The organism is Stenotrophomonas sp. DDT-1 (assembly GCF_001580555.1).
Taxonomy (GTDB): Bacteria; Pseudomonadota; Gammaproteobacteria; order Xanthomonadales; family Xanthomonadaceae; genus Stenotrophomonas; species Stenotrophomonas sepilia.
Genome location: NZ_LEKR01000017.1, coordinates 1 through 20,778, shown reverse-complemented (window position 1 = coordinate 20,778; position 20,778 = coordinate 1). Strand labels below are relative to the sequence as shown.

Sequence of the window (20,778 nt, the reverse complement as noted above, 5' to 3'; positions counted from 1 at the left end):
TTCCGCCATGACCGGCAAAGCGAAAGCCCCGCCGGGGCGGGGCTTTCGCCTGCTTCTGTAGAGCCGAGCCAATGCTCGGCTGCCTTTTGCAGATCAGCCGAGCGTGGGCTCGGCTCTACAGGTGGGAGGGGCGCCCATAGGCGCCCGATACCTTACTTCTTCAGGCTGTCGCGGATCTCGCGCAGCAGCACCACTTCTTCGGCCGGCGCCGCCGGGGCAGCTTCCTTCTTGCGAGACAGCCGGTTGATCGCCTTGACCACGATGAAGATCGCGAAAGCCACGATCACGAACTGGATGACGGTGTTGATGAAGTCGCCGTAGCCAACCACCACCGCCGGGATCTCCTTGCCATCCGGTCCGAGCCGGGCTGGCGACAACGTCCAGGCCAGGCTGGAGAAATCCACGCGCCCGATCAGGTAGCCCAGCGGCGGCATGATGATCTTCTCGACCAGCGCCGTCACGATCTTGCCGAAGGCCGCGCCGATCACCACGCCGACGGCGAGGTCGATGACGTTGCCGCGCATGGCGAATTCCTTGAACTCGGTGAGCATTCCCATTGTTGTTTTTCTCCGGTGGGGAAGTGGACAGCGCGCAGGGTAGCGCAGGTGATGTCAGCCGGCGATCACGCCGTGGCGCTCGGCCACGTTTTCCAAGCGGGCACTGAAGCGGTCGCCGGGCTTCAGCGCAGCCACCCCGGACGGGGTGCCCATGAACACCAGGTCGCCGGCACGCAGCTGCCACAGCTTGGACAGCTCATGCAGGATCTCCGGCACGTTCCAGATCATCTGGTCGAGCAGCGCCTGCTGGCGCACTTCGCCGTTGACCTCCAGCGACAGGTTCAGCGCAGCCAGGTCGCCGACTTCTTCGGCGTGGACGATCTCGCTGATCGGCGCGGAGGCATCGAAGCCCTTGGCCGCGTCCCACGGGTGGCCCTTGTCCTTGGCCGCGGCCTGCAGGTCGCGGCGGGTCAGGTCCAGGCCGACGGCATAGCCGTAGACCAGTGCATCGGCGTCGGCCACGGCCAGCTCGCCTGCGGGCGCGTCGCGGCCGATCGCCACCACCAGTTCCACTTCGTGGTGCAGGTTGGCGGTTGCCGGCGGATAGGGGACGACATCGTCGTGGCCGACCACGATGGCGTCAGCCGGCTTGCTGAAGAACATCGGGCGGCCGCGGTCATCGGCCGCCGGCACCGCCGCGCCCATTTCGCGGGCGTGGTCGGCGAAATTGCGGCCGACGCAGTAGATGCGGTGCACGGGGAAGCTGCCGCCACCGGCTACCGGTACACGCGGCAGGGCTACGGCAGGGATCACATCGGAGACATCGGACATGCGGGCATCCAGGAAGGGCGTGCCCGCAGTCTAGAACGCATGGCGCCCGCCGTCAGCGGGCGCGGAAGGCCTGGATCAGCGCGAGGCCGGCAACACCGGCTTGCGCACCACGCGGTACTCGCCTTCAACCACGGTCGGGTCAACCGGACGCGCAACGCCCGGCTTGCGCGAAGCCAGCAGCTTCCACGCCAGGCCGACCAGGATCATCGCCGCGCCAACGAACACACCGATGAACACCATCGCGGCCAGGATCGCCAGGCCGAGCAGGCCCACGGCGACGCGCACCAGCGGGTGACGCGGCTTGCGCGGCGCGAACAGGGTGCGGAACTGGTTGAAGGCGGATGCGCGATTGAACATGGCGGCTCGATAGGCTGGGATCAGCGAAACCAAAGTATCGGGACGCGCCACTGTCATTGAGTGAAAAACTCGTTAAATATAGCCTGTGCTTATTACGGATCAATGACTTGTGTTCATGTCGCAGCCAGTCACCTGAGCAGGCATGCGACAATTCCGGTTTACCGTCCGAGCCTTCGCCATGACTATCGCTGCTGCCCTGATCGCCCTTGATGCCATTGCCGATGGCGCGTTTGCCGAGGTCGAAGCGGTGGTCGATGGCGATGCCGAGTCGCTGCTGCTGTATCGCGACGGCGAGCAGGTGCGCGCCTTCCTGAACATCTGCCCGCACGCCGGCCGCCGCCTGGACTGGGCGCCGGGCCAGTTCCTGAAGAGCCGCGAGGGTCATCTGGTGTGTGCCGCGCATGGTGCCTCGTTCGCGCTGGACAGCGGCGACTGCATTGCCGGCCCCTGCAAGGGCGACCGGCTGCGCGCTGTGCCGGTGGACGTGCGCGACGGGCAGGTTTACCTGGCCTGAGGCCGGAAGCAGTCGAGCACGGCTCGACTCTACAAAAGCCGTGCCGACCAACGGTCGGCACCCACCATCAGCCGCGTGAAACTGTCGAAGGCGGGGTGGGTCCGGTTGCGGGGGCGTGAGCCGCATGGATGCGGCGACCGAGCTTACAGGGACGTACTTGCAGCGGCCCCCGCAACCGGACCCACCCCGCCATCCCACAGGAAGCCAGCTGTTGCTTCGGCTTCTGCGGGTGCAGGGCGCAGCCCTGCCAACAAACCCAACCCTCAGAACATCAGGTTGATCATCAGCACCACCACGCAGGTATAGATCAGCGACAGTGGGCCGCCGACCCGCCACATCTCGCGCGGGGTGTAGTTGGCCGGGCCAGTGATCATCGAGATCACCGGGTTGGAGGCCGTCATCAGGTTGTTGGACGCCGACAGCGCCACGATCAGCGCGAACGCGGTCGGGTTGCCCCCCGCTGCCAGCGCCAGGTTCACCGCGATCGGCACCATCACGATGGTCGCACCCACATGGCTGATCACCAGCGAGAACGCCGTGGTCAGCAGCGCCAGCGCCACCTCCAGCACCCACACCGGAATGCCGGTCGGCAGCTTGTCGATGGTATGGCCGGCCACCCACGCGGCCGCGCCGCTGGAGTCCATCGCCCAGCCGAGCGGAATCAGCCCGGCCATCATGAACACCGTCTTCCAGTTGATCGAGGCATAGGCCTCGTCCATGCGCAGCACGCCGGTCAGCAGCATGCCGGCCACGCCGGTCATCAGCGTCAGCGCCACCGGCAGCTTGCTGGTCAGCGCGATCAGGATGGTCAGCGCGAAGATCGCCATCGCAATCTTGAACTTGTGCGGGCGCTGCTCGCCGGTCGGGTAGTCGGTCACCACCACGAAGTCGCGGCTGCGCGCGGCCTGCGCCAGGTCGGTCCAGATGCTGTGGAACACCAGCATGTCGCCGGCGCGCAGCTGCACGTCGCGCACGTCCTCGCGGATCACCTGCTTGTCGCGGTTGATCGCCAGCAGGCTGATGCCGCGCTCCTTGCGCAGGCGCAGATCGGCCGCACTCTTGCCGATCACGTTCGAGGTCGGTGGCACCACTGCCTCGGAAATGCCGGCGCGGCTGGGGTTGAACAGGTCACCCAGGTGCTTCAGGCGCGAGGACATGCGCAGGAACTGGTTCTGCGCGAAGTCGCTGATCTGCTGGCGCGGTCCCATCGCACCAAGCACGCTGCCGACCCAGATGCGCATCTCCGCCGGCGGTGCCAGGCGAGTGTCGTTGCCGGTCTTCAGCGCCAGCAGCAGCGGCGCATCGTGCAGGGTCTCGGCCTCGCCCAGGGTCATGCCCACCAGCGGGCTCTCGGCGGTCACCACCAGCTCGAACACATCGCCTTCGATGCCATAGGTCTTGGCGAAGTAGCTCTCGGTGCGCGCCGGGGTGACCCCGTCATTGACCAGGCTTTCCTCTTCGATCAGCTTGCGGTCACCGTAGTAGCGGAAGTACAGCAACGAAGCGATCAGCAACGCCACGCCAATCGGCAGCGGCGCGAACATGCGCAGCGGCTCGATGGTGGCCAGGCCGGAAGGCAGGTTGTTGTTGGCCGAGGCCAGCAGATCGTTCAGCAGGATCAGTGGCGAATTGCCGACCATGGTCAGCGCGCCGCCCATCACGATCGCCGCCGAGATCGGCAGCAGCAGGCGCTGCATCGTCAGCCCGGTGCGCGCCGCCAGTCGCGAGGCGACCGGCAGATACAACGCCATCACCGACGGGTTCTGCATGAAGGACGAGTTCAGGCCGGCGATGGCGGTGGTCATCATCAGCAGCCGTTGCTCGACGCCGTGGCCGCGCCGCAGCAGCCAGGCCGCCAGCCGGTTCAGCGCCCCGGTGCGGTCCAGGCCCGCACCGAGGATGGTGGTGGCGATGATGCTCATCACCGCGTTACCGGAGAAACCGCCGAAGATCTCCTCCGGTGCGATCAGGCCGGTGACACCGAGCACCACCAGCACCACCAGCGCGACCACGTCGGCGCGGATGCGCTCGAACAGGAACATCGCCATCGTGAAGCCGACCAGCCCGAGCACGAGCTTCATGTCGTTGGTCAGCGTCAGCGCGGTATCCATGTGGGGCGCGGCGTCCTCAGGCGATCGTCAGGTGCGGTCGTACAGCAGGTCCCAGACGCCGTGGCCGAGCTTCTGGCCGCGGGTCTCGAAGTGCGTCTGCGGGCGCCAGTCCGGGCGCGGCACGCTGCCTCGCGGGCCGGCGCGGTTGACCAGCCCGGCGGTGGCGTCGAGCACGTCCCACATCTGCTCGGCGTAGTCTTCCCAGTCGGTCGCGCAGTGCAGGCGGCCCCCCGGGCGCAGCTTGCGCACCAGCAGTTCGGCGAATGCCGGCTGCAGCAGGCGGCGCTTGTTGTGGCGCTTCTTGTGCCACGGGTCCGGGAAGTAGATGCGCACTTCATCGAGCGCGCCGTCGGCGATCTCGTTCTGCAGCACTTCCACCGCGTCGTGGTGGTACAGGCGCACGTGGTCGGCATTGTCCTCGGCCAGCGCGTTCAGCAGCCGGCCCACGCCCGGGGCGTGCACCTCGATGCCGATGTAGTCGCGCGATGGGTCGTGCTGGGCGGCGAAGCGCAGCGCGGCACCATTGCCGAAGCCGATCTCCAGCACCTTGTGTGCCGGGCGGCCGAAGGTGGCGTCCAGGTCACGCGGCTGGCCGTTGTAATCGATGCCGAAGCGCGGCCAGCGTTCGTCGAATGCGCGCTGCTGGGCGGGAGTGAAACGGCCCTGGCGCAACACGAAGCTGCGCACCTCGCGGCGGCCCTCGCTCACGGTGAAGGGCTTGGGCGGGGCCTTGGAACCTGCGCTGTCAAAAGGATTGGTCATCAGCCGATCAGCCCGTCCACCGGCGAGGAGGCGCTGGCGTAGCGCTTGCGCGGGATGCGCCCGGCCAGGAAGGCCTCGCGGCCGGCCTCGACCGCCTTGCGCATTGCGCTGGCCATCAGCACCGGGCTGCGCGCACCGGCAATGGCGGTGTTCATCAGCACGCCGTCGCAGCCCAGCTCCATCGCGATCGCCGCGTCCGACGCGGTACCCACGCCGGCATCAACGATGATCGGCACCTTGGCGTCTTCGATGATCTGCAGCAGGTTGTACTTGTTCTGGATGCCCAGGCCCGAACCGATCGGCGCGGCCAGCGGCATCACCGCAGCGCAGCCGATCTCCTCCAGGCGCTTGGCCAGGATCGGGTCGTCGGAGGTATAGACCATCACCTCGAAACCGTCCTTGACCAGCTGCTCGGCGGCCTTGAGGGTCTGCATCACGTCCGGGTACAGGGTCTTCTGGTCGCCCAGCACTTCCAGCTTGGTCAGGTTGTGGCCGTCCAGCAGCTCACGGGCCAGGCGGCACGTACGCACCGCGTCCTCGGCGGTGTAGCAGCCGGCGGTGTTGGGCAGGATGGTGAAGCGCTCCGGCGGCAGCACGTCCAGCAGGTTCGGCTCGCCCGGATTCTGCCCGATGTTGGTGCGGCGGATGGCCACGGTGACGATCTGGGCGCCAGCGGCCTCGGTGGCCAGGCGGGTTTCTTCCAGGTCCTTGAACTTGCCGGTGCCGGTCAGCAGCCGCGAGCCATAGGTCTTGCCGGCGATCACCAGCGAATCGGGGGAGACATGAACGTTCATGGCGCGATTATCGCTTATCCGCCTGAAGATGGGGTCACGTAGAGGGCGGGGTCGAGCGTGGGATCAGATCCCTTTGCCACCGGCAAAGGGATCTGACCCCTGAACACCCGCGCAGGTCTCAGCCCCCACCCAGCGCGTGCACGATCTCCACCACGTCGCCTTCGGCCAGCACGTGCTCGCCGTGGCGGCTGCGGCTGACGATTTCGCCGTTGACCTCGACCGCGACCCGGCGTTGCAGCAACTGCTCGGCCTGCAGCAGATCGTGGAGGGTCGCCGAGGCGGGCAGGGTACGGGGTTCGCCGTTGAGCTGGATGTTCATCGCCGCATTGTCGCCTATGGCCTTCGCGGATCGGAATCCTTGCAAATTGCCTCGGCCGCCAGCCCCGGCACAGCGTTGTCCGACGCTGCCGGGCGACAATCCATGCGGCGGCGCAGCGTGAGCAATACGCGGCGCAGTGAAACCATTCACCGTGCGCCGGCGTACGTCCGCCGGGTCCTCAACGATATCCCCACAGGAGTTTCTTACATGCTGCTCAGCAAACGCCCGATCCGCTCCCTGATGGCGGCCGCGATCGCGCTGGCCGCGGTTCCGGCCATGGCAGGCGAATCCCCGTATTCCAAGGCCGTGTTCTTCGGCGACAGCCTGACCGACGCCGGCTATTTCCGCCCGCTGCTGCCGGCCGATGTGCGTCCGGTCACCGGCCAGTTCACCACCAACCCGGGTTGGGTGTGGGCGCAGCAGGTCGCCAACTACTACGGCCTCAATGGCGCCGCCAACGGCAACGGCCAGAGCGGTGACAACTATGCAGTCGGCGGTGCCCGCGTGTCGGTGGACGAGGCCGGTGGCCTGGGCGTGATTCCGTCGCTGAAGTCGCAAGCAACCCGCTACCTTGCCGCGAACGGTGGCAAGGCTGACGGCAACGCCCTGTACACCGTATGGGGAGGCGCCAATGATCTGTTCGCGGCCACCCGTGCGGCGGCAGGTGGCGCGTCGCAGGCCCAGGTGCAGGGCATCATCGGCGCAGCGGTCACCGACCAGATCGCGCTGGTGGGTGCGCTGAAGCAGGCCGGCGCCCAGTACGTGCTGGTACCGAACCTGCCGGATGTGGGCATCACCCCACAGTTCCGCGGCCCCAATGCCGCCGCCGCCACCGCACTGTCGGCCGGCTACAACAAGGCCCTGTACGGTGGCCTGAAGCAGGCGGGCATCGAGTTCATTCCGCTCGATACCTTCAGCATCCTGCGTGAAGTGACCGCCAACCCGGGCATGTACGGTTTCACCAACGTCACCAGCACCGCCTGCAAGATCGATCCGGCCAACTCGACGCAGAGCATCCTGACCTGCAACCCGACCAGCTACGTCAGCCCGGATGCGGCCAACACCTACCTGTTCGCCGATGGCGTGCACCCGACCACCGCTGGCCATCAGCTGCTGGGCCAGTACGCAGTCTCGGTGCTGGAAGCGCCGCGCCTGCAGCAGGTGCTGAGCCACTCGGCGCAGACCATCGGCCGCTCGCGCGCCGACCAGGTCAGCATGCACCTGGGCGGTCGTCCGGCTGACGGCCTGTCCTGGTGGGGTGGCGTGCGGGGCGACCTGCAGCGCTACGACCACGCCGACCTGTACGACGGGTTGGCCCCGGCCGGTCTGTTCGGTATCGACTGGGCACGCGACGGCATGGTGTTCGGCGGCTTCGCCGGTTTCGGTCGCCTCAACGCCGACTTCGGCAACAACCGCGGCGACTTCACCCAGAAGGACACCTCGGCCGGTCTGTTCGCTGGCTGGTACGGCGACCGCATCTGGGTGAACGGTCAGGTCAGCTACACCTGGCTGTCCTATGACGTGAACCGCAAGGTCCAGCTGGGCCCGGCCACCCGTGAGCATGGTGGTTCGCCGGACGGCAGCAACCTGACCGCCGCCCTGAACGCCGGTTACGAGTTCGGTACCGAAGGCGGCTTCCGCCACGGCCCGATCGCTTCGGTGATCTGGCAGAAGGTGAAGATCGACGGTTACACCGAAAGCGCCGCGGCCGGCACCCTGGCCACTGCACTGGGCTATGACCGCCAGAACGTCGATTCGACCGTCGGCCGCATTGGCTGGCAGGCCCGCTTCGATGGCGGCACCCTCAAGCCGTACGCGCAGGTGACCTACGACCACGAGTTCGAGGACACCAAGCAGGCCAGCGCCTGGCTGCAGACCCTGCCGGAACTGGGCAGCTACCGCGTGCCGGGCCTGAAGTTCGACAAGAACTACGCCACCGTCGTGCTGGGTGCCCGCACCGAACTGTTCGGCCTCCAGAGCAACTTCGGCCTGAGCGCGTCGACCGGCCAGAAGCGTGCGCAGGACGCCACCCTGTTCGCCAACTTCAGCGGCACGTTCTAACTAAGCAGCAACCGCCGGGGTCGGAGCCCTTTCCGCAGGGAAAGGGCTCCGACCCCTCGCGGATGCGGTGGCCACCATTGCGCTCTACCGGCCCAACCGCATAGACTTTCACCGCGCACTGCGGGCGTAGCTCAATGGTAGAGCTGTAGCTTCCCAAGCTACTGACGTGGGTTCGATTCCCATCGCCCGCTCCATCCTTCAAGACCGCGCCGCGTTTCCGCCGCGCAGGTTCCTTCAGACCGCCTCAGTACGCCGCGAACACCGCGGCCAACGCGTCCGCGTCCAGCACGCGTCCCTGGGCGCGATCATGCGTGTGCAGGTACCAGACCTCGTCCGGCTCCAAGTGCCGTGTCAGGTGCCACTGGTTTTCCCGGGCCAGAATATCCACCCGTCCCTGGCAGCCGAAGCAGAAGCGGGCCAGAGGCTTGATCGCGGCGGCCTTGCCATTGACGTTCAGGGTCAGTGCGGGGGCCGCGTAGGTTTTCAGTTCCCCGGATGACGGATTCTCGGTGATGGTGACCGTGTCCCGACGCAGCGTGGCCACCTCCGCCTGCACCAACGGTTGCAGCCACCGTTCGAGGGTGTCGAACAGCACATGCAGCGATTGGATCCAGTCCTGGTACTGCTTTTCGACAGCGGCGGCCCTGGCCTGCTCCGCGTGTGCGGACTGCTGCAGCTTCTGTGCAAGTTGCTCCATTTTCGACATCGGGATTTCCGCTTTGGGAGGAGCTTCCATGGTGATCGGCACGCTCGCCTGCTTCCAGCCGAAAGCGACATTTTCGTAGAAGTCCTAGAGGCGCTGCGGAGGGGCGCGTAACGCTTCAAACTTTTCCCATGGGCAGGCCGGCGCTGAGCAGCTAGCGTGAGCGGATACTGATCAGGAGCTGCCTTCCATGAACTGCCGGAACGACGTCGTCGAGCGCATCCATCGGATCTTTCTTTCAGCCGGCGTCGGCTCGAACAAGCAGCTTGAGGCCGTGCGCGCGCTCGGGCGTGCCGGTGGTCCCAAGGCCGCGAAACTGCTCGAGCAGATCTACCAGCAGGCGTTCAGCAATTCTGCCCTGCAGATGGCCTGCGTGGCGGCGCTGGGCGAAGCGGCCCGTGGCTTCCAGGCCAGTGCTGAACGGGACAGCTGAAGCTTCATCCACAACGTTCGAGATCGTCGGCGACGGGCATCATCCGCCCGCCACACGCCCGCGCTATGCTTCGCGCCTGCCGACCGATCCCGCCGCGATGAAGCTCGCCATCCTGTCCCGCAACAGCTCCCTGTATTCCACCCGTCGGCTGGTCGAGGCGGCGCGCGCGCGCGGCCATACCGTGCGCATCCTCGACCCGTTGCGCTGCTACATGCGCATCGCCGCCGATGGCTTTTCCATGCACTACAAAGGCCGGCCGATGACCGGCGTGGACATGGTCATTCCGCGCATCGGCGCCTCGATCACCCGCTACGGCACCGCCGTGCTGCGCCAGTTCGAACTGATGGGCGCACGCACGCCCAATCCATCCGATGCCATCCTGCGTTCGCGCGACAAGCTGCGCGCGCACCAGCTGCTGGCGGCCAAGGGCATCGACATGCCAGTCACCGTGTTCGGCGACAACCCCGATGACACCGTCGACCTGCTGTCCATGCTCGGTCCGCCGCCGCATGTGGTGAAGCTCAACGAAGGTACCCAGGGGCGCGGCGTGATCCTGACCGAGAAGGCCAGTGCCTCGCGCGGCATCGTCGAAGCGCTGCGCGGCCTGTACGCCAACTTCCTGATGCAGGAATTCATCGGCGAGGCCAAGGGCGCCGACTTGCGCTGCTTTGTGGTGGGCGACCAGGTGGTGGCGTCGATGCAGCGGCAGGCACCGGAGGGTGATTTCCGCTCCAACCTGCACGCCGGCGGCACCGCCGTGGCGGCCAAGGCCAGCCGCGCCGAGCAGCAGGTGGCGGTGCGTTCGGCCAAGGCGTTGGGCCTGTCGGTGTGCGGCGTGGACCTGATCCGCTCCGCGCGCGGCCCGCTGGTGCTGGAGGTCAACTCCACGCCCGGTTTGGAAGGCATCGAAGCGGCCTGCGGGGTCGACGTGGCCACACGCATCATCGAACACGTAGAGAAGATCAAAAAACCTTGATTATTCATGGGGTTGAGATTCTCATGGGTGAGTGAGCCAAGGCTTTAACGAGGCTTTAATCGGCGTCGGCGTAGGCTTCAGCGAACCGCAGCTCTGCCTCTCAGCAGGATCGGTATCGGGATACGACTTCAGGCCCAGGCGGGTGCACCGTCTGGGCCTTTTTTATGCCTGTCGGCTCTGTGCCCAAGGTCTCTTGTGGAGGCCGCGTGACGGTCGTAGAGTTGGCCCTTCGTTCCGGGATGGATCGGGAGGTTGGCGATGTACCGCATCATGACGATCGCGTTGCTGCTGGGCCTGTCTGGCGCTGTTGCCGCCAAGCCGGAGAAGGTCGCCGTACAGATGGACCGGCAGGGCTCGGTCGCCGAGCAGATGCGCCAGGTGGAAGCCGCGCTGGCCGCCCCCGACTACGCCGAGCTGTCTGCCGAGGATCGCGGCCAGGTGCAGCAGTCGCTGTCGCGTATCCGCCAGCACCTGGGCGAACGCCAGACCGTGCAGGAGCTGCCGCCGCAGCTGCAGGCCGAGGTCTTCAACGAGCAGGAACGCATCAACACCCTGATGGCGCGTGGCCATGACGACAGCCGGCAGATCTGCAGGTACGAACGCACCACCGGCAGCAACATGCCCAGGAGCCGCTGCCTGACCGTGGCCGAACGGCGCCGGATCGAAGAGAAAGGCAAGGCGCTGATCAACGACCAGCGCAGCTACAACACGCTCAGCCCACCGCCCGCCGGGCGTTGACCGCACCGCCTTTCGGTCCACCGGGGTGCCGTAACGGCGTATCGGTGGCACCGCAGGGCCGATGTTCCACTCATGGAAGAACCTGGAGGTAACGATGCAGCGCATGACCCCCTTCGCCCTGATGCTGGGCCTGGCACTGGCCACCACCGCGCACGCCAAGCCCGAGAAAGGGCAGGTGAAGTTCGACGCCAACGCACCGGTGGCCGAACAGATCCGCAACGTTGAGACGGCGATCAACAGCGAGGACTACAGCGAGATCGGGCTGGAAGACAAAAGCCGCGTGCAGCAGGCGCTGGGCCGCATCAAGATCAAGATGGGCGACCACGAACGGGTGGAGCAGGTCAGTCCGCAGGACCGCACCGAGATCTTCAACGACCAGGAAGTGATCAACACGATCATGACCCGCGCCCACGCCGACAGCCGCATGGTCTGCCGTCGTGAACGCACCACCGGCAGCAACATGCCGCAGAGTGTCTGCCTGACCGTGGCCCAGCGCCGCAAGGCGCAGGAAGACAGCCGCAAGGCGCTCAACGACAACCAGCGCTTCAACAACTACAAGCCCTGATCGCTGCCGGACCGATCGCATGCCGCCATCGGTCACCCTGCCGTGCGTCCCTTGTGGGCGCATCGGCGGAATCGTAAAGTCGAGACCCTATTCATGGACGAACATGGAGCTCGTCATGTACCGCAACACTACGCTCGCCCTGATGCTGTCGCTCGGCCTGGTGGCCACCGTGCAGGCCAAGGCGCAGAAGGACACCGTGCAGATGGATGCCTTCACCCCCGTATCCGAACAGATCCGCCGCGTTGAAACGGCCATGGGCAGCGAGGACTACAGCGAGATCGGGCTGGAGGACAAGAGCCGCGTGCAGCAGGCGCTGAACCGGATCCGGATCAAGATGAATGGCCGTGAGAAGGTGGATGAGCTGGCCCCGCAGGAGCGCAACGACCTGTTCAACGAGCAGGAGATCGTCAACACCATCATGACCCGCGCCCAGGCCGACAGCCGCATGATCTGCCGCCGCGAGCGCCTGACCGGCAGCAACATGCCGACCAGTGTCTGCCTGACCGTGGCCCAGCGTCGCAAGGCCCAGGAAGACAGCCGCCAGGCGCTGACCGACCAGCAGCGCATCAGCCGCTGACCCGCCGACGCAGGGGCCTTGCCCGGTGTCGCCCCGTCGGTACGAAATGTTAAGAATGGAACCTGTATCGTTCAGCAGGTAGACGTCGCGTCCACCCGCACAGGGGCATCCTGAGCGGGTGGGCCTGGCCCCCCGACGACCCTTCAAGAACCAGAGGTCCCAGTGCGCATTCTCGTAATCGAAGACAACAGCGACATCGCCGCCAACCTTGGCGACTACCTTGAGGATCGTGGCCACACCGTGGACTTCGCCGCCGACGGCGTGACCGGCCTGCACCTGGCCGTGGTCCACGAGTTCGACGCCATCGTGCTGGACCTGAACCTGCCGGGCATGGATGGCATCGAAGTGTGCCGCAAGCTGCGCAACGAGGCGCGCAAGCAGACCCCGGTGCTGATGCTGACCGCCCGCGACTCGCTGGACAACAAGCTGGCCGGTTTCGATTCCGGCGCCGACGACTACCTGATCAAGCCGTTCGCGCTGCAGGAAGTGGAAGTGCGCTTGAACGCGCTGTCGCGCCGCGGCAAGGGCGTGCAGACCCGCGTGCTGGAAACCGGCGATCTGGAATACAACCTGGACACGCTGGAGGTGCGTCGCCAGGGCAAGCTGCTGCAGCTCAACCCGACCGCGCTGAAGATCCTGCAGGCCCTGATGGAGGCCGCGCCGGCCGTGGTTACCCGCCAGGAACTGGAGACCCGCGTCTGGGGCGAAGAGCTGCCCGATTCGGATTCGCTGCGTGTCCACATCCACGGCCTGCGTGCGGTGGTCGACAAGCCGTTTGAAGTGCCGCTGATCCAGACCCGCCATGGCATCGGATACCGCATCGCCACCCCGGAAGCCTGATTCCGTGGCAACCAAGGGGGAGCGCCGGCGTTCGCCGTATCGGCGGCGCCTGCGCAGCCGCATCATCGTCTCGTTCGTGTTGTTGGGCTTCTGCCTGACGACACTGTTCGCGTTCGCCACCAACTGGGCCCGCATGCGCGTGGAAAACCAGCTGGTCGAAGACGTGATGAACCGCAACATCAACGAATATGTGCGGCGGTTCTACGAGAGCCCGGATCGCAACCCCGACCTGCCCGTGCAGCAGATGCGTGCGCGCCTCGTCAAACCCGACAAGTTCGAGGCGTTGCGCGAGGAAGAGCCGGACTGGGCCGCGCTGCCCGATGGCAACCACAACATCTCCGGGGTGGACGAGCGCGGGCAACCTTATGCGTACAAGCTGGCCGTGCGCAAGACGCCCGACGCCTGGGCATTCCTGGCCTACGACATGACCGACAGCGTGCGCGGCGGGCAGCAGCTCAACCGCGCGCTGGTACTGTCGGTGCTGGTGTTCAGCCTGTTGTCGCTGGTGCTGGGCTGGTGGTCGGCCTCGAAGGTGATGAAGCCGGTTTCGGACCTGGCCGCGCGGCTGCGTGCCTATCGCGGCGGCACGAGCGAGCCCGAGCCGCTGGCGCCACGTTTCCCCGATGACGAAGTGGGGCAGCTGGCGCAGGCGCTGGATGACTATTCGTCGCGGCTGACCGAAGTGGTGCAGCGCGACCGTGAGTTCAATGCCGACGTCAGCCACGAGTTGCGCACGCCGCTGGCGGTGATCCGTGGCGCCACCGAGCTGCTGCTGACCCGGCCCGGCCTGGATGAGAAGGTGCTGCAGCGTCTGCAGCGCATCCAGCGCGCCGAACAACAGTGCAGCGACCTGATCGGCGCGCTGCTGCTGCTGTCGCGCAACGAACGCGGGCAGGGCACCAGCAACGTCGCCCGCGTGGCCGAACAGCTGCTGGACGCCCACCGTGCACAGCTGGGCGGCAAGCCATTGGAACTGGCACTGGAAGGCGAGCGCAACCTGGTGATCGATGCGCCGGAAGCCGCGTTGTCGGTGGCGCTGGGCAACCTGATCGGCAACGCGGTGAAGTACTCGCAGGATGGTGAGGTGCGCGTCTTTGTCGGCAGCAATTCGGTGTCGGTAACCGACAGCGGACCGGGCCTGAGCGAAGAGGATGCCGCCAAGCTGTTCCAGCGCGGCTATCGCGGCACGCACGCCGGCCATTCCCAGGGCGGTGGCATCGGCCTGTCGATTGTCAGCCGCCTGTGCGATCTGTACGGCTGGCAGGTGAGCGTGCGCCCCGGTGGCGAGCGCGGCGTGATCGCCACCCTGACATTCTCGCCGAAGCCGTTGTAAGGGCCCCTGCTTTGGTGGGTTCTCCACTTTTGTAGAGCCGAGCCCGCGCTCGGCTGCGGTGCCTTCCCGGAGCCGAGCATTGGCTCGGCTCTTCACCGGGTTCGTGTTGCGCCCTGTGTCGCTAGTGCCATCGAATTAACTTCGCAGTCGTGATGCGCCAGAAGCCCAACACGACATCACCGTGATCGCCGCCACGCCGCGCGCGTGTCCGCATGCACGCATTCGTGCACCCAACTGCGGCTTGAGAATTTCCTTACAGATCACAGCGCTGCGTGATGGCCAGATGGGGCGGCCGGGGCAGGTGCCCGGGCCGGGATTGGCGTCCTGAAAAAAATCCAACATTCAGCAATCTTCGACTGACCCTCGGTCAGTCGTCGAAAATGCACCGCGTGCCTTGCTTCGGCGGGCGGTGCGTGGGGATTCATCAGAATCCGCTGGAGTCTTTTTGCTGAATGTCGGACCTCCGGTACGCCAACCCGCACCGTCCGCCACCTCGCATCCGCAGGTGGCCCGCCGACTGCGAGGAGATTCACCATGTCCGCACGCCCCTTGTTTCCCCAGCTGCACGCCCTGATCGGCGAAGCCGCCGACCTGCTGCCCGCCGACGTCGCCGAGCGCATCGAAACCCTGCTCGATGATCCCAGGGATCTGCTGCCCGCGCTACTGGCCCGCATGGACGGGCGCGATGCAGCCGACGGCCGACGGCTGGAGGCCGAGGGTCTCAGCCCGGCCCAGGCGGCCACCATGGCCGGCCTCAGTCGCACCCTGGCCGGCTTGAATGCACTCATGCAGGTCTTGCACGCCGCCGAAGCCGCCCGCGAACAGGGCGGTGCCCACCAGCAGCTGAGCCCGGATGTCGTCGATGGATTGCTGCTTGGCGCACGAGAACTGGCCCGTTATGCCCGCCTGCAGTTGGAGTAGATCCACGCCAGGCGTGGATGCAGAACACTTTGTAGAGCCGGGCCCATGCTCGGCTTGATGATCGCAGCCGAGCATGGGCTCGGCTCTACAGCAGTTCCACGCTGGCGCCCGGTAGATCACCGCCGTGCGTGGAGTCGCTCCGGTAGTGCCGGCCGCTGGCCGGCAACCCGGCCTCAACTCCCAGCCAACCCCAGGTACCGCTCATGCAGCGCTTCCACCTGCGCCTGCAGGTCTTCCGGGTGGCCATCGTTGACCACCACATCATCGGCCAGCGCCAACCGCTGCGCACGGCTGGCCTGGGCGGCGATCATCTTGTCGGCCAGCGTGGCGTCGATGCCGTCGCGCTGCATCAGCCGGGCGTGCTGCACGGCCTCGGGGGCATCCACCAGCAATACCCGGTCCAACCACGGGTAGGCCTGCCGCCCACCGACCTCGGTCAGTAGCGGAATGGCGGCAATCGCATAGGGGCTGGCGGCCTGCTCGCACTGCTGTTGCATCAGCAGGCGGATGGCCGGGTGGGTGATCGCTTCCAGTGCCGCCCGCTCGGCCGGGTCGGCAAATACGTGGGCACGCAGGCGCGCCCGGTCCAGGCTGCCATCCGCCTGCAGCATGTCGGCGCCGAAGCGCTCGGCGATGCGGTTCAGGGCGGGGCTGCCGGCAGCGACCACCGCGCGGGCGGCCAGATCGGCGTCGGCCACCACGATGCCCAGCGCCTCGAAGCGCCGGGTCACCTCGCTCTTGCCGGCGGCAATGCCGCCGGTCAGGCCCACTACATACCGGCTCATGGGGATTCCCCTCAGCGCAGTCCGCTCAACACCAGGTACTGCTCGACCACGGGCGCGCCCCACATGAAGTACAGCCAGCCTGCGATGGCCAGGTAGGGGCCGAACGGAATGGGCGTGGCGCGGTCACGGCCCCGGGTGTACAGCCAGATCGAACCGATGATGGCGCCCAGCACCGACGACAGCAGAATGATCGGCAGGATGCCCTTCAGCCCGCACCAGGCGCCGAGGGCGGCCAGCAGCTTGAAATCGCCGTGGCCCATGCCTTCCTTGCCGGTCAGCTGCTTGAACAGCCACCAGACCATCCACAGTGACAGATAGCCCACCGCCGCGCCGACCAAGGCGGGCTTGGCCGGCATGTACAGGTTGTCGATGTTGCCTATCAGGCCCAGCCACATCAGTGGCAAGGTCAACTGGTCGGGCAGCAGCTGGGTGCGCAGGTCGATGCCGGACAAGGCGATCAGGAAGCAGGTCAGCACGATGGCGCCAAAGCCCTGCCAGCCGAAGCCGAACTGCCAGACGCAGGCCAGCACCAGCACCGAGGTCAGGGCCTCGACCAGCGGGTACTGCAGCGAGATCGGCGCCTTGCAGTGGCGGCACTTGCCGCCCTGGATGATCCAGCTGAACAGCGGGATGTTCTCGTACCAGCTCAGCTTGTGCTTGCAGTGCGGGCAGTGCGAGGGCTCGACCACGATCCCCGGTGGTGGGGGCTCGTAGAAGTCCGGTTCCTCCAGGACCTCGCGCGCATCACGCTTCCACTGCCACTCCAGCCGCTTGGGCAGGCGCAGGATGACGACGTTGAGGAAACTGCCCAGCAGCAGCCCCAGGGCGGCCGCGGCGGGGTAGCCGAGGCCGGGATGCTGGTCGAGAAATGCCATTCAGTAATTATCCGACAACGGCGGCAAGTTTGAAGATGGGCAGGTACATGCCGATGACCATGCTGCCGACAATGGTACCAATGATCACCATAATCACAGGCTCCAGAAGGCTGCTCAACGCGTCAACGGCGTTGTTGACCTCCTGCTCATAGTACTCGGCCACCTTGAACAGCATGGCGTCCAGGGCGCCGGCCTCTTCGCCGATGCCGGTCATCTGGATGACCATGTGCGGGAACAGGGCGGTCTGTTTCATGGCCATGTTGACCGGATATCCGACCGACACGTCGTCGCGCATGCGCAATACGGCATGCTCGTAAACCGTATTGCCGGTGGCGCCGGCCACGATGCCCAGAGCTTCCACCAGCGGCACGCCGGCCTTGAAGGTTACGGCGGTCGTGCGGGCAAAGCGGGCGATCGAGCTGTTGTGCATGATCTGCCCGATGACCGGTAGCTTCAGGACCAGCCGATCCATGCCGTGTTGCATGCGCGGAGAGCGCTTGTAGGCGGCGAAGAAGCCGCCAATCGCCCCTATGCTGATCAGCAGAATCAGCCACCACCAAGAAACCATGAAGCGGGAAAGGTTAACGATCATCTGGGTGAACGCAGGCAGATCCGCGCCGAAGCCTTTGAACACATCCTCGAACTGCGGTACCACCCAGACCAGTAGGATGCCGCTGACGATAAGTGCAACTGCCAGCACCATGACCGGGTAGAACAAGGCCTTTTTTATCTTGCCCTTCAGAGCTTCGATGTTCTCCTTGTAGGTCGCCACGGTGTCCAACACCGTCTCTAGCACGCCAGCGCCTTCGCCCGCACGCACCAGATTTCGGTACAGCTCGTCGAACTGTACAGGGTGGCGGCTGATCGCTTCGTACAGCGAAGAGCCGCCTTCAATGTCGGTCTTGACAGTTTCAACCAGCTTCTTCATCCGCGGGTTCTTGTGACCGCTGCCGATGATGTCCAAGGCGCCGACAATTGGTACCCCCGACTTCATCATGGTGGCCATCTGCCGGCTGAAGAAGGCGATGTCTTTCGGAGTTACCTTGCTACCCGCTGCACCGAAGAGCGGCTTGGGCTTTGGCTTGACCGTGCCAGGATTAATGCCTTGGCGGCGCAGCTCGGCCCGAAGCAGGTTCGCGTTCTTCGCGGTCTGCTCACCCTTCATCTTCACGCCCCGCTTGTCGGTCCCCTCCCAGACAAACGGTTGCAGTTCCGTGGTGCTGCGCGCCACGGGCTCCTTCTTGATCGTACTGCGACTGACAGACATATCGGCTCCCCAAGACCCGCCATCCCCAGGCGGGCGTCTAGCCGTCGATGGTAGCGGGTTCATGCCCGTCTGGGCAGTTGCCAAGGGGCCCATGATGCGAATTCGTGCCGGGTGCCGACCAAAGGTGACGCACTGCGTCACATTGCCGCGTCCATCGCAGATTCGCATCCGGGGGGTTCCCATCCGAGAAATAGCTGCCATCATGGGCGCGGGGAAATCCAGGGGGAGGCGTGCCGGGGTTGGCACGCAACCTGCGTTGATCCACCCGCAGGGGGCAGGACCCGCTCAGCTGGCCGCTGGCCAGACCGATCCTGTGCTCTGAAATCAACCACCACTTATCTTGGGGATGTACCAAAATGAAGAACCAGAAGGGCTTCACCCTTATCGAACTGATGATCGTCGTTGCGATCATCGCCATCCTGGCCGCCATCGCCCTGCCGATGTACCAGGACTACGTTGCCAAGTCGCAGGTCGGTGCCGGCCTGGCTGAGATCACCCCCGGCAAGACCAACGCCGAGACGCTGATCAACGAAGGTCTGGCTGCTGACGTCACGGATGTGACCAAGATCGGCCTCACTGCTTCGACCACCCGTTGCGCGATTACTACGAATATTGAGACCAGTGGCGCTGCGACCATCACCTGCACGCTCAAGGGTAATCCGAAGATCAATAACGGTACCGTGGTGTGGACTCGCGCTGCTGCCGCAGGCACCTGGGCATGCAGCACCACTGGTGGCGCCGCAGATGACAAGTACAAGCCGAAGGGCTGCTAATCCCATCTGGATTGGCTGAAGAAGGCCCCGCTTGTCGGGGCCTTTCTTTTGTCGCCTCGTACATTTTGAGTTGCAAGTTTCGCGTCGAAGGCAGTGGGGATTGCCGTGAAATACAGGGGGATTGTCGTGAACGAGAAAGGTTTTACATTGATCGAGCTGATGATTGTGGTTGCCATCATCGCGATACTCGCGACCGTAGCGCTGCCGATCTATCAGGCCTATGCAGCCAAAGCACAGTTGGGGGCGGCGCTCGCTGAAATTAGACCCGGCAAGACGACAATCGAGGCGGTCGTACAAGATAGTCGTGATAGCACGCTAGTAGATCCAGCTTATGTTGGTATCGCCCCGTCTACGCGCTGCTCTGCTGTATCTGCCCAACTTGCCTCTGATGGAGTGGCCACCATCGGATGTACGCTGCTCGGGGGGCCTGCCGTCAACGGCAAAGACCTCATCCTCCGCCGCGCAGCCGACGGCACCTGGACCTGCGACGGCAGCGCCTTCGAAGCGCGCTATCGCCCAACCGGCTGTTGATCACACTTCGGCTTGCCAATGGGATGTTGGCGGGCCGTTGACGGGGCTATCATCCGGGGGGGAGTCAGGATCGTGCCTGCCGGACTGGGAGTGCCGGGCGAGGCAGTCATGCTGAAGGATTGGCGTCGTCGTCGGCCAGCGGGTCGCGGCAGGTTCTGCTGCCCTGTGCGGTGCCCCTGGAAGGCGCGCCGCACTGCCTGACCCATGATGAGCCAAGGATCCATATGAACGCCGTAACCACCGCCAATCTCGTCGGCATCACCGGCCTGGCCCGTCGCCTGGTCCAGGATGGTGCGCTGGACGAGGCTTCCGCCCGCGACGCGATGGCCAAGGCCGCTGCGGCCCGGCAGCCGCTGCCCACCTGGTTCGCGCAGAACAAGGTGGTTGGGGCGGCCCAGCTGGCGGCCGCCAATGCGGTCGAGTTCGGCATGCCGCTGTTCGACGTGTCCACGTTCGACGCCAGCCAGAACGCGATGAGCTTGGTCAGCGAGGAGCTGCTGCGCAAGCACAACGTGCTGCCGCTGTTCAAGCGCGGCGGCAAGCTGTTCGTGGGTACCAGCAACCCGACCCATTCGCTGGACGAGATCAAGTTCCACACCAATCTGGTGGTGGAACCGATCCTGGTCGATGAAGACCAGATCCGCCGCACGCTCGAGCAATGGCATGCCAGCCATGACACGCTGGGCGACGCGCTGGGCGGTGACGACGATGGCATTGGTAACCTGGATGTGTCCGGCGGTGACGAGGACATTTCCGGGGGCGGCGACGCCGGCATCGATGCCAAGGGCGATGACACCCCGGTGGTGAAGTTCGTCAACAAGGTGCTGGTGGACGCGATCCGCAAGGGCGCCTCGGACATCCACTTCGAGCCCTATGAAGACGACTACCGCGTGCGCCTGCGCATCGACGGGTTGCTGAAGATGGTGGCGCGCGCGCCGGTGAAGTTGAACCAGCGCATTGCCGCGCGCCTGAAGGTGATGGCGCAGCTGGACATCGCCGAGAAGCGCGTGCCGCAGGACGGACGCATCAAGCTCAATCTGTCCAAGACCAAGCAGATCGACTTCCGCGTGAGCACGCTGCCGACCCTGTTCGGCGAGAAGGTGGTGCTGCGCATCCTGGATGGCAGCGCGGCCAAGCTGGGCATCGACAAGCTGGGTTACGAACCGGACCAGCAGAAGCTGTTCCTGGACGCCATCCACAAGCCGTACGGCATGG

Annotated in this window: 24 protein-coding genes and 1 tRNA gene; 14 read left to right on the top strand and 11 right to left on the bottom strand. The window is 65.6% G+C overall.

The window, feature by feature from the left end:
* Positions 1-152: 152 nt before the first annotated feature.
* The 3 genes from mscL to AB839_RS10450 all read right to left on the bottom strand — a co-directional run bounded on the left by mscL (position 153) and on the right by AB839_RS10450 (position 1,685).
* The gene (gene mscL, locus AB839_RS10460) at positions 153-557 is read right to left on the bottom strand and encodes a large-conductance mechanosensitive channel protein MscL (protein ID WP_005418809.1); all 405 of its coding nucleotides are present in this window, start codon (positions 555-557) and stop codon (positions 153-155) included.
* Positions 558-611: 54 nt separating this feature from the next.
* A complete protein-coding gene (locus AB839_RS10455; RefSeq protein ID WP_061479304.1) occupies positions 612-1,328 on the bottom strand; it encodes a fumarylacetoacetate hydrolase family protein in 717 nt (238 codons plus the stop codon).
* A gap of 75 nt (positions 1,329-1,403) precedes the next feature.
* Positions 1,404-1,685 carry a hypothetical protein gene (locus AB839_RS10450; protein ID WP_005410817.1) on the bottom strand — a complete coding sequence of 94 codons (282 nt, stop codon included), beginning with the start codon at positions 1,683-1,685 and terminating at the stop codon, positions 1,404-1,406.
* A 178-nt stretch (positions 1,686-1,863) separates the two neighbouring features.
* Between AB839_RS10450 and AB839_RS10445 the strand changes: the two genes are divergently transcribed.
* Positions 1,864-2,199, top strand: coding sequence for a Rieske (2Fe-2S) protein (locus AB839_RS10445; RefSeq protein WP_061479303.1), 336 nt, complete (start codon positions 1,864-1,866; stop codon positions 2,197-2,199).
* A gap of 263 nt (positions 2,200-2,462) precedes the next feature.
* On the opposite strand, the gene AB839_RS10440 is transcribed toward AB839_RS10445, so the two are convergent.
* The 4 genes from AB839_RS10440 to thiS form a co-directional block, all read right to left on the bottom strand.
* Positions 2,463-4,310, bottom strand: coding sequence for an SLC13 family permease (locus AB839_RS10440; protein WP_005418803.1), 1,848 nt, complete (start codon positions 4,308-4,310; stop codon positions 2,463-2,465).
* A gap of 27 nt (positions 4,311-4,337) precedes the next feature.
* Positions 4,338-5,072 carry a tRNA (guanosine(46)-N7)-methyltransferase TrmB gene (trmB, locus tag AB839_RS10435; protein ID WP_053501092.1) on the bottom strand — a complete coding sequence of 245 codons (735 nt, stop codon included), beginning with the start codon at positions 5,070-5,072 and terminating at the stop codon, positions 4,338-4,340.
* Positions 5,072-5,866 carry a thiazole synthase gene (locus AB839_RS10430; RefSeq protein ID WP_005418798.1) on the bottom strand — a complete coding sequence of 265 codons (795 nt, stop codon included), beginning with the start codon at positions 5,864-5,866 and terminating at the stop codon, positions 5,072-5,074. The genes trmB and AB839_RS10430 overlap by 1 nt, the downstream gene beginning before the upstream one ends.
* 118 nt (positions 5,867-5,984) lie before the next feature.
* Positions 5,985-6,185, bottom strand: a complete 201-nt coding sequence (gene thiS, locus AB839_RS10425; RefSeq protein WP_005418796.1) for a sulfur carrier protein ThiS — start codon at positions 6,183-6,185, stop codon at positions 5,985-5,987.
* 207 nt (positions 6,186-6,392) lie between these two features.
* On the opposite strand from thiS, the gene AB839_RS10420 reads away from it, so the two are divergent.
* Together AB839_RS10420 and AB839_RS10415 are read left to right on the top strand one after the other, a co-directional pair.
* The gene (locus tag AB839_RS10420; RefSeq protein WP_061479302.1) at positions 6,393-8,246 is read left to right on the top strand and encodes an autotransporter domain-containing esterase; all 1,854 of its coding nucleotides are present in this window, start codon (positions 6,393-6,395) and stop codon (positions 8,244-8,246) included.
* 120 nt (positions 8,247-8,366) lie between these two features.
* Positions 8,367-8,440, top strand: a tRNA-Gly gene (locus tag AB839_RS10415).
* Positions 8,441-8,490: 50 nt separating this feature from the next.
* Here the strand turns inward: AB839_RS10415 and AB839_RS10410 are convergent.
* Positions 8,491-8,994 (bottom strand): hypothetical protein, encoded by a 504-nt coding sequence (locus tag AB839_RS10410; protein ID WP_134968673.1) that lies wholly within the window; start codon positions 8,992-8,994, stop codon positions 8,491-8,493.
* Positions 8,995-9,139: 145 nt separating this feature from the next.
* Here AB839_RS10410 and AB839_RS10405 point away from each other — a divergent pair, with 145 nt between their 5' ends.
* From AB839_RS10405 to AB839_RS10370, 8 genes are all read left to right on the top strand, one after another.
* Positions 9,140-9,382, top strand: coding sequence for a hypothetical protein (locus tag AB839_RS10405; protein ID WP_061479300.1), 243 nt, complete (start codon positions 9,140-9,142; stop codon positions 9,380-9,382).
* Between the two features lie 97 nt (positions 9,383-9,479).
* The gene (rimK, locus tag AB839_RS10400) at positions 9,480-10,358 is read left to right on the top strand and encodes a 30S ribosomal protein S6--L-glutamate ligase (protein WP_005418651.1); all 879 of its coding nucleotides are present in this window, start codon (positions 9,480-9,482) and stop codon (positions 10,356-10,358) included.
* A 258-nt stretch (positions 10,359-10,616) separates the two neighbouring features.
* Positions 10,617-11,096 (top strand): hypothetical protein, encoded by a 480-nt coding sequence (locus tag AB839_RS10395; RefSeq protein ID WP_061479299.1) that lies wholly within the window; start codon positions 10,617-10,619, stop codon positions 11,094-11,096.
* A 94-nt stretch (positions 11,097-11,190) separates the two neighbouring features.
* A complete protein-coding gene (locus AB839_RS10390; protein ID WP_014648207.1) occupies positions 11,191-11,661 on the top strand; it encodes a hypothetical protein in 471 nt (156 codons plus the stop codon).
* 115 nt (positions 11,662-11,776) lie between these two features.
* On the top strand, positions 11,777-12,238 hold the full coding sequence (locus tag AB839_RS10385) for a hypothetical protein (protein WP_061479298.1): 462 nt from the start codon (positions 11,777-11,779) through the stop codon (positions 12,236-12,238).
* A 162-nt stretch (positions 12,239-12,400) separates the two neighbouring features.
* Positions 12,401-13,078 carry a response regulator transcription factor gene (locus AB839_RS10380; RefSeq protein WP_005410804.1) on the top strand — a complete coding sequence of 226 codons (678 nt, stop codon included), beginning with the start codon at positions 12,401-12,403 and terminating at the stop codon, positions 13,076-13,078.
* Positions 13,041-14,411, top strand: a complete 1,371-nt coding sequence (locus AB839_RS10375) for a HAMP domain-containing sensor histidine kinase (protein WP_061479297.1) — start codon at positions 13,041-13,043, stop codon at positions 14,409-14,411. The genes AB839_RS10380 and AB839_RS10375 overlap by 38 nt, the downstream gene beginning before the upstream one ends.
* A gap of 534 nt (positions 14,412-14,945) precedes the next feature.
* Positions 14,946-15,332 (top strand): hypothetical protein, encoded by a 387-nt coding sequence (locus AB839_RS10370; protein WP_053499205.1) that lies wholly within the window; start codon positions 14,946-14,948, stop codon positions 15,330-15,332.
* Positions 15,333-15,505: 173 nt separating this feature from the next.
* On the opposite strand, the gene coaE is transcribed toward AB839_RS10370, so the two are convergent.
* Genes coaE through AB839_RS10355 form a run of 3 tightly spaced genes read right to left on the bottom strand, consistent with a single transcriptional unit; the run spans position 15,506 to position 18,259 of the window.
* The gene (gene coaE, locus AB839_RS10365; protein WP_061479296.1) at positions 15,506-16,117 is read right to left on the bottom strand and encodes a dephospho-CoA kinase; all 612 of its coding nucleotides are present in this window, start codon (positions 16,115-16,117) and stop codon (positions 15,506-15,508) included.
* 11 nt (positions 16,118-16,128) lie between these two features.
* Positions 16,129-16,992: an A24 family peptidase gene (locus AB839_RS10360; protein WP_005418626.1), complete on the bottom strand. Its 864-nt coding sequence runs from the start codon at positions 16,990-16,992 to the stop codon at positions 16,129-16,131.
* 7 nt (positions 16,993-16,999) lie between these two features.
* Entirely contained in the window at positions 17,000-18,259 is a 1,260-nt protein-coding gene (locus AB839_RS10355; protein WP_061479295.1) for a type II secretion system F family protein, read from the bottom strand.
* A gap of 356 nt (positions 18,260-18,615) precedes the next feature.
* On the opposite strand from AB839_RS10355, the gene AB839_RS10350 reads away from it, so the two are divergent.
* The 3 genes from AB839_RS10350 to AB839_RS10340 form a co-directional block, all read left to right on the top strand.
* Complete coding sequence (locus AB839_RS10350; protein WP_061479294.1) at positions 18,616-19,032, top strand: pilin; 417 nt, start codon at positions 18,616-18,618, stop codon at positions 19,030-19,032.
* A gap of 126 nt (positions 19,033-19,158) precedes the next feature.
* Positions 19,159-19,563, top strand: a complete 405-nt coding sequence (locus AB839_RS10345; protein ID WP_342668045.1) for a pilin — start codon at positions 19,159-19,161, stop codon at positions 19,561-19,563.
* 224 nt (positions 19,564-19,787) lie between these two features.
* Positions 19,788-20,778 (top strand): ATPase, T2SS/T4P/T4SS family (locus tag AB839_RS10340; protein WP_197467680.1); only part of this gene is annotated, 991 nt, incomplete at its 3' end.

Excerpts from the sequence above, each read along its gene's own strand:
- mscL (WP_005418809.1), bottom strand. The coding sequence starts at position 557 with ATGGGAATGCTCACCGAGTTCAAGGAATTCGCCATGCGCGGCAACGTC.
- AB839_RS10455 (WP_061479304.1), bottom strand. The coding sequence starts at position 1,328 with ATGTCCGATGTCTCCGATGTGATCCCTGCCGTAGCCCTGCCGCGTGTA.
- AB839_RS10450 (WP_005410817.1), bottom strand. The coding sequence starts at position 1,685 with ATGTTCAATCGCGCATCCGCCTTCAACCAGTTCCGCACCCTGTTCGCG.
- AB839_RS10445 (WP_061479303.1), top strand. The coding sequence starts at position 1,864 with ATGACTATCGCTGCTGCCCTGATCGCCCTTGATGCCATTGCCGATGGC.
- AB839_RS10440 (WP_005418803.1), bottom strand. The coding sequence starts at position 4,310 with ATGGATACCGCGCTGACGCTGACCAACGACATGAAGCTCGTGCTCGGG.
- trmB (WP_053501092.1), bottom strand. The coding sequence starts at position 5,072 with ATGACCAATCCTTTTGACAGCGCAGGTTCCAAGGCCCCGCCCAAGCCC.
- AB839_RS10430 (WP_005418798.1), bottom strand. The coding sequence starts at position 5,866 with ATGAACGTTCATGTCTCCCCCGATTCGCTGGTGATCGCCGGCAAGACC.
- thiS (WP_005418796.1), bottom strand. The coding sequence starts at position 6,185 with ATGAACATCCAGCTCAACGGCGAACCCCGTACCCTGCCCGCCTCGGCG.
- AB839_RS10420 (WP_061479302.1), top strand. The coding sequence starts at position 6,393 with ATGCTGCTCAGCAAACGCCCGATCCGCTCCCTGATGGCGGCCGCGATC.
- AB839_RS10405 (WP_061479300.1), top strand. The coding sequence starts at position 9,140 with ATGAACTGCCGGAACGACGTCGTCGAGCGCATCCATCGGATCTTTCTT.
- rimK (WP_005418651.1), top strand. The coding sequence starts at position 9,480 with ATGAAGCTCGCCATCCTGTCCCGCAACAGCTCCCTGTATTCCACCCGT.
- AB839_RS10395 (WP_061479299.1), top strand. The coding sequence starts at position 10,617 with ATGTACCGCATCATGACGATCGCGTTGCTGCTGGGCCTGTCTGGCGCT.
- AB839_RS10390 (WP_014648207.1), top strand. The coding sequence starts at position 11,191 with ATGCAGCGCATGACCCCCTTCGCCCTGATGCTGGGCCTGGCACTGGCC.
- AB839_RS10385 (WP_061479298.1), top strand. The coding sequence starts at position 11,777 with ATGTACCGCAACACTACGCTCGCCCTGATGCTGTCGCTCGGCCTGGTG.
- AB839_RS10375 (WP_061479297.1), top strand. The coding sequence starts at position 13,041 with ATGGCATCGGATACCGCATCGCCACCCCGGAAGCCTGATTCCGTGGCA.
- AB839_RS10370 (WP_053499205.1), top strand. The coding sequence starts at position 14,946 with ATGTCCGCACGCCCCTTGTTTCCCCAGCTGCACGCCCTGATCGGCGAA.
- coaE (WP_061479296.1), bottom strand. The coding sequence starts at position 16,117 with ATGAGCCGGTATGTAGTGGGCCTGACCGGCGGCATTGCCGCCGGCAAG.
- AB839_RS10360 (WP_005418626.1), bottom strand. The coding sequence starts at position 16,992 with ATGGCATTTCTCGACCAGCATCCCGGCCTCGGCTACCCCGCCGCGGCC.
- AB839_RS10355 (WP_061479295.1), bottom strand. The coding sequence starts at position 18,259 with ATGTCTGTCAGTCGCAGTACGATCAAGAAGGAGCCCGTGGCGCGCAGC.
- AB839_RS10350 (WP_061479294.1), top strand. The coding sequence starts at position 18,616 with ATGAAGAACCAGAAGGGCTTCACCCTTATCGAACTGATGATCGTCGTT.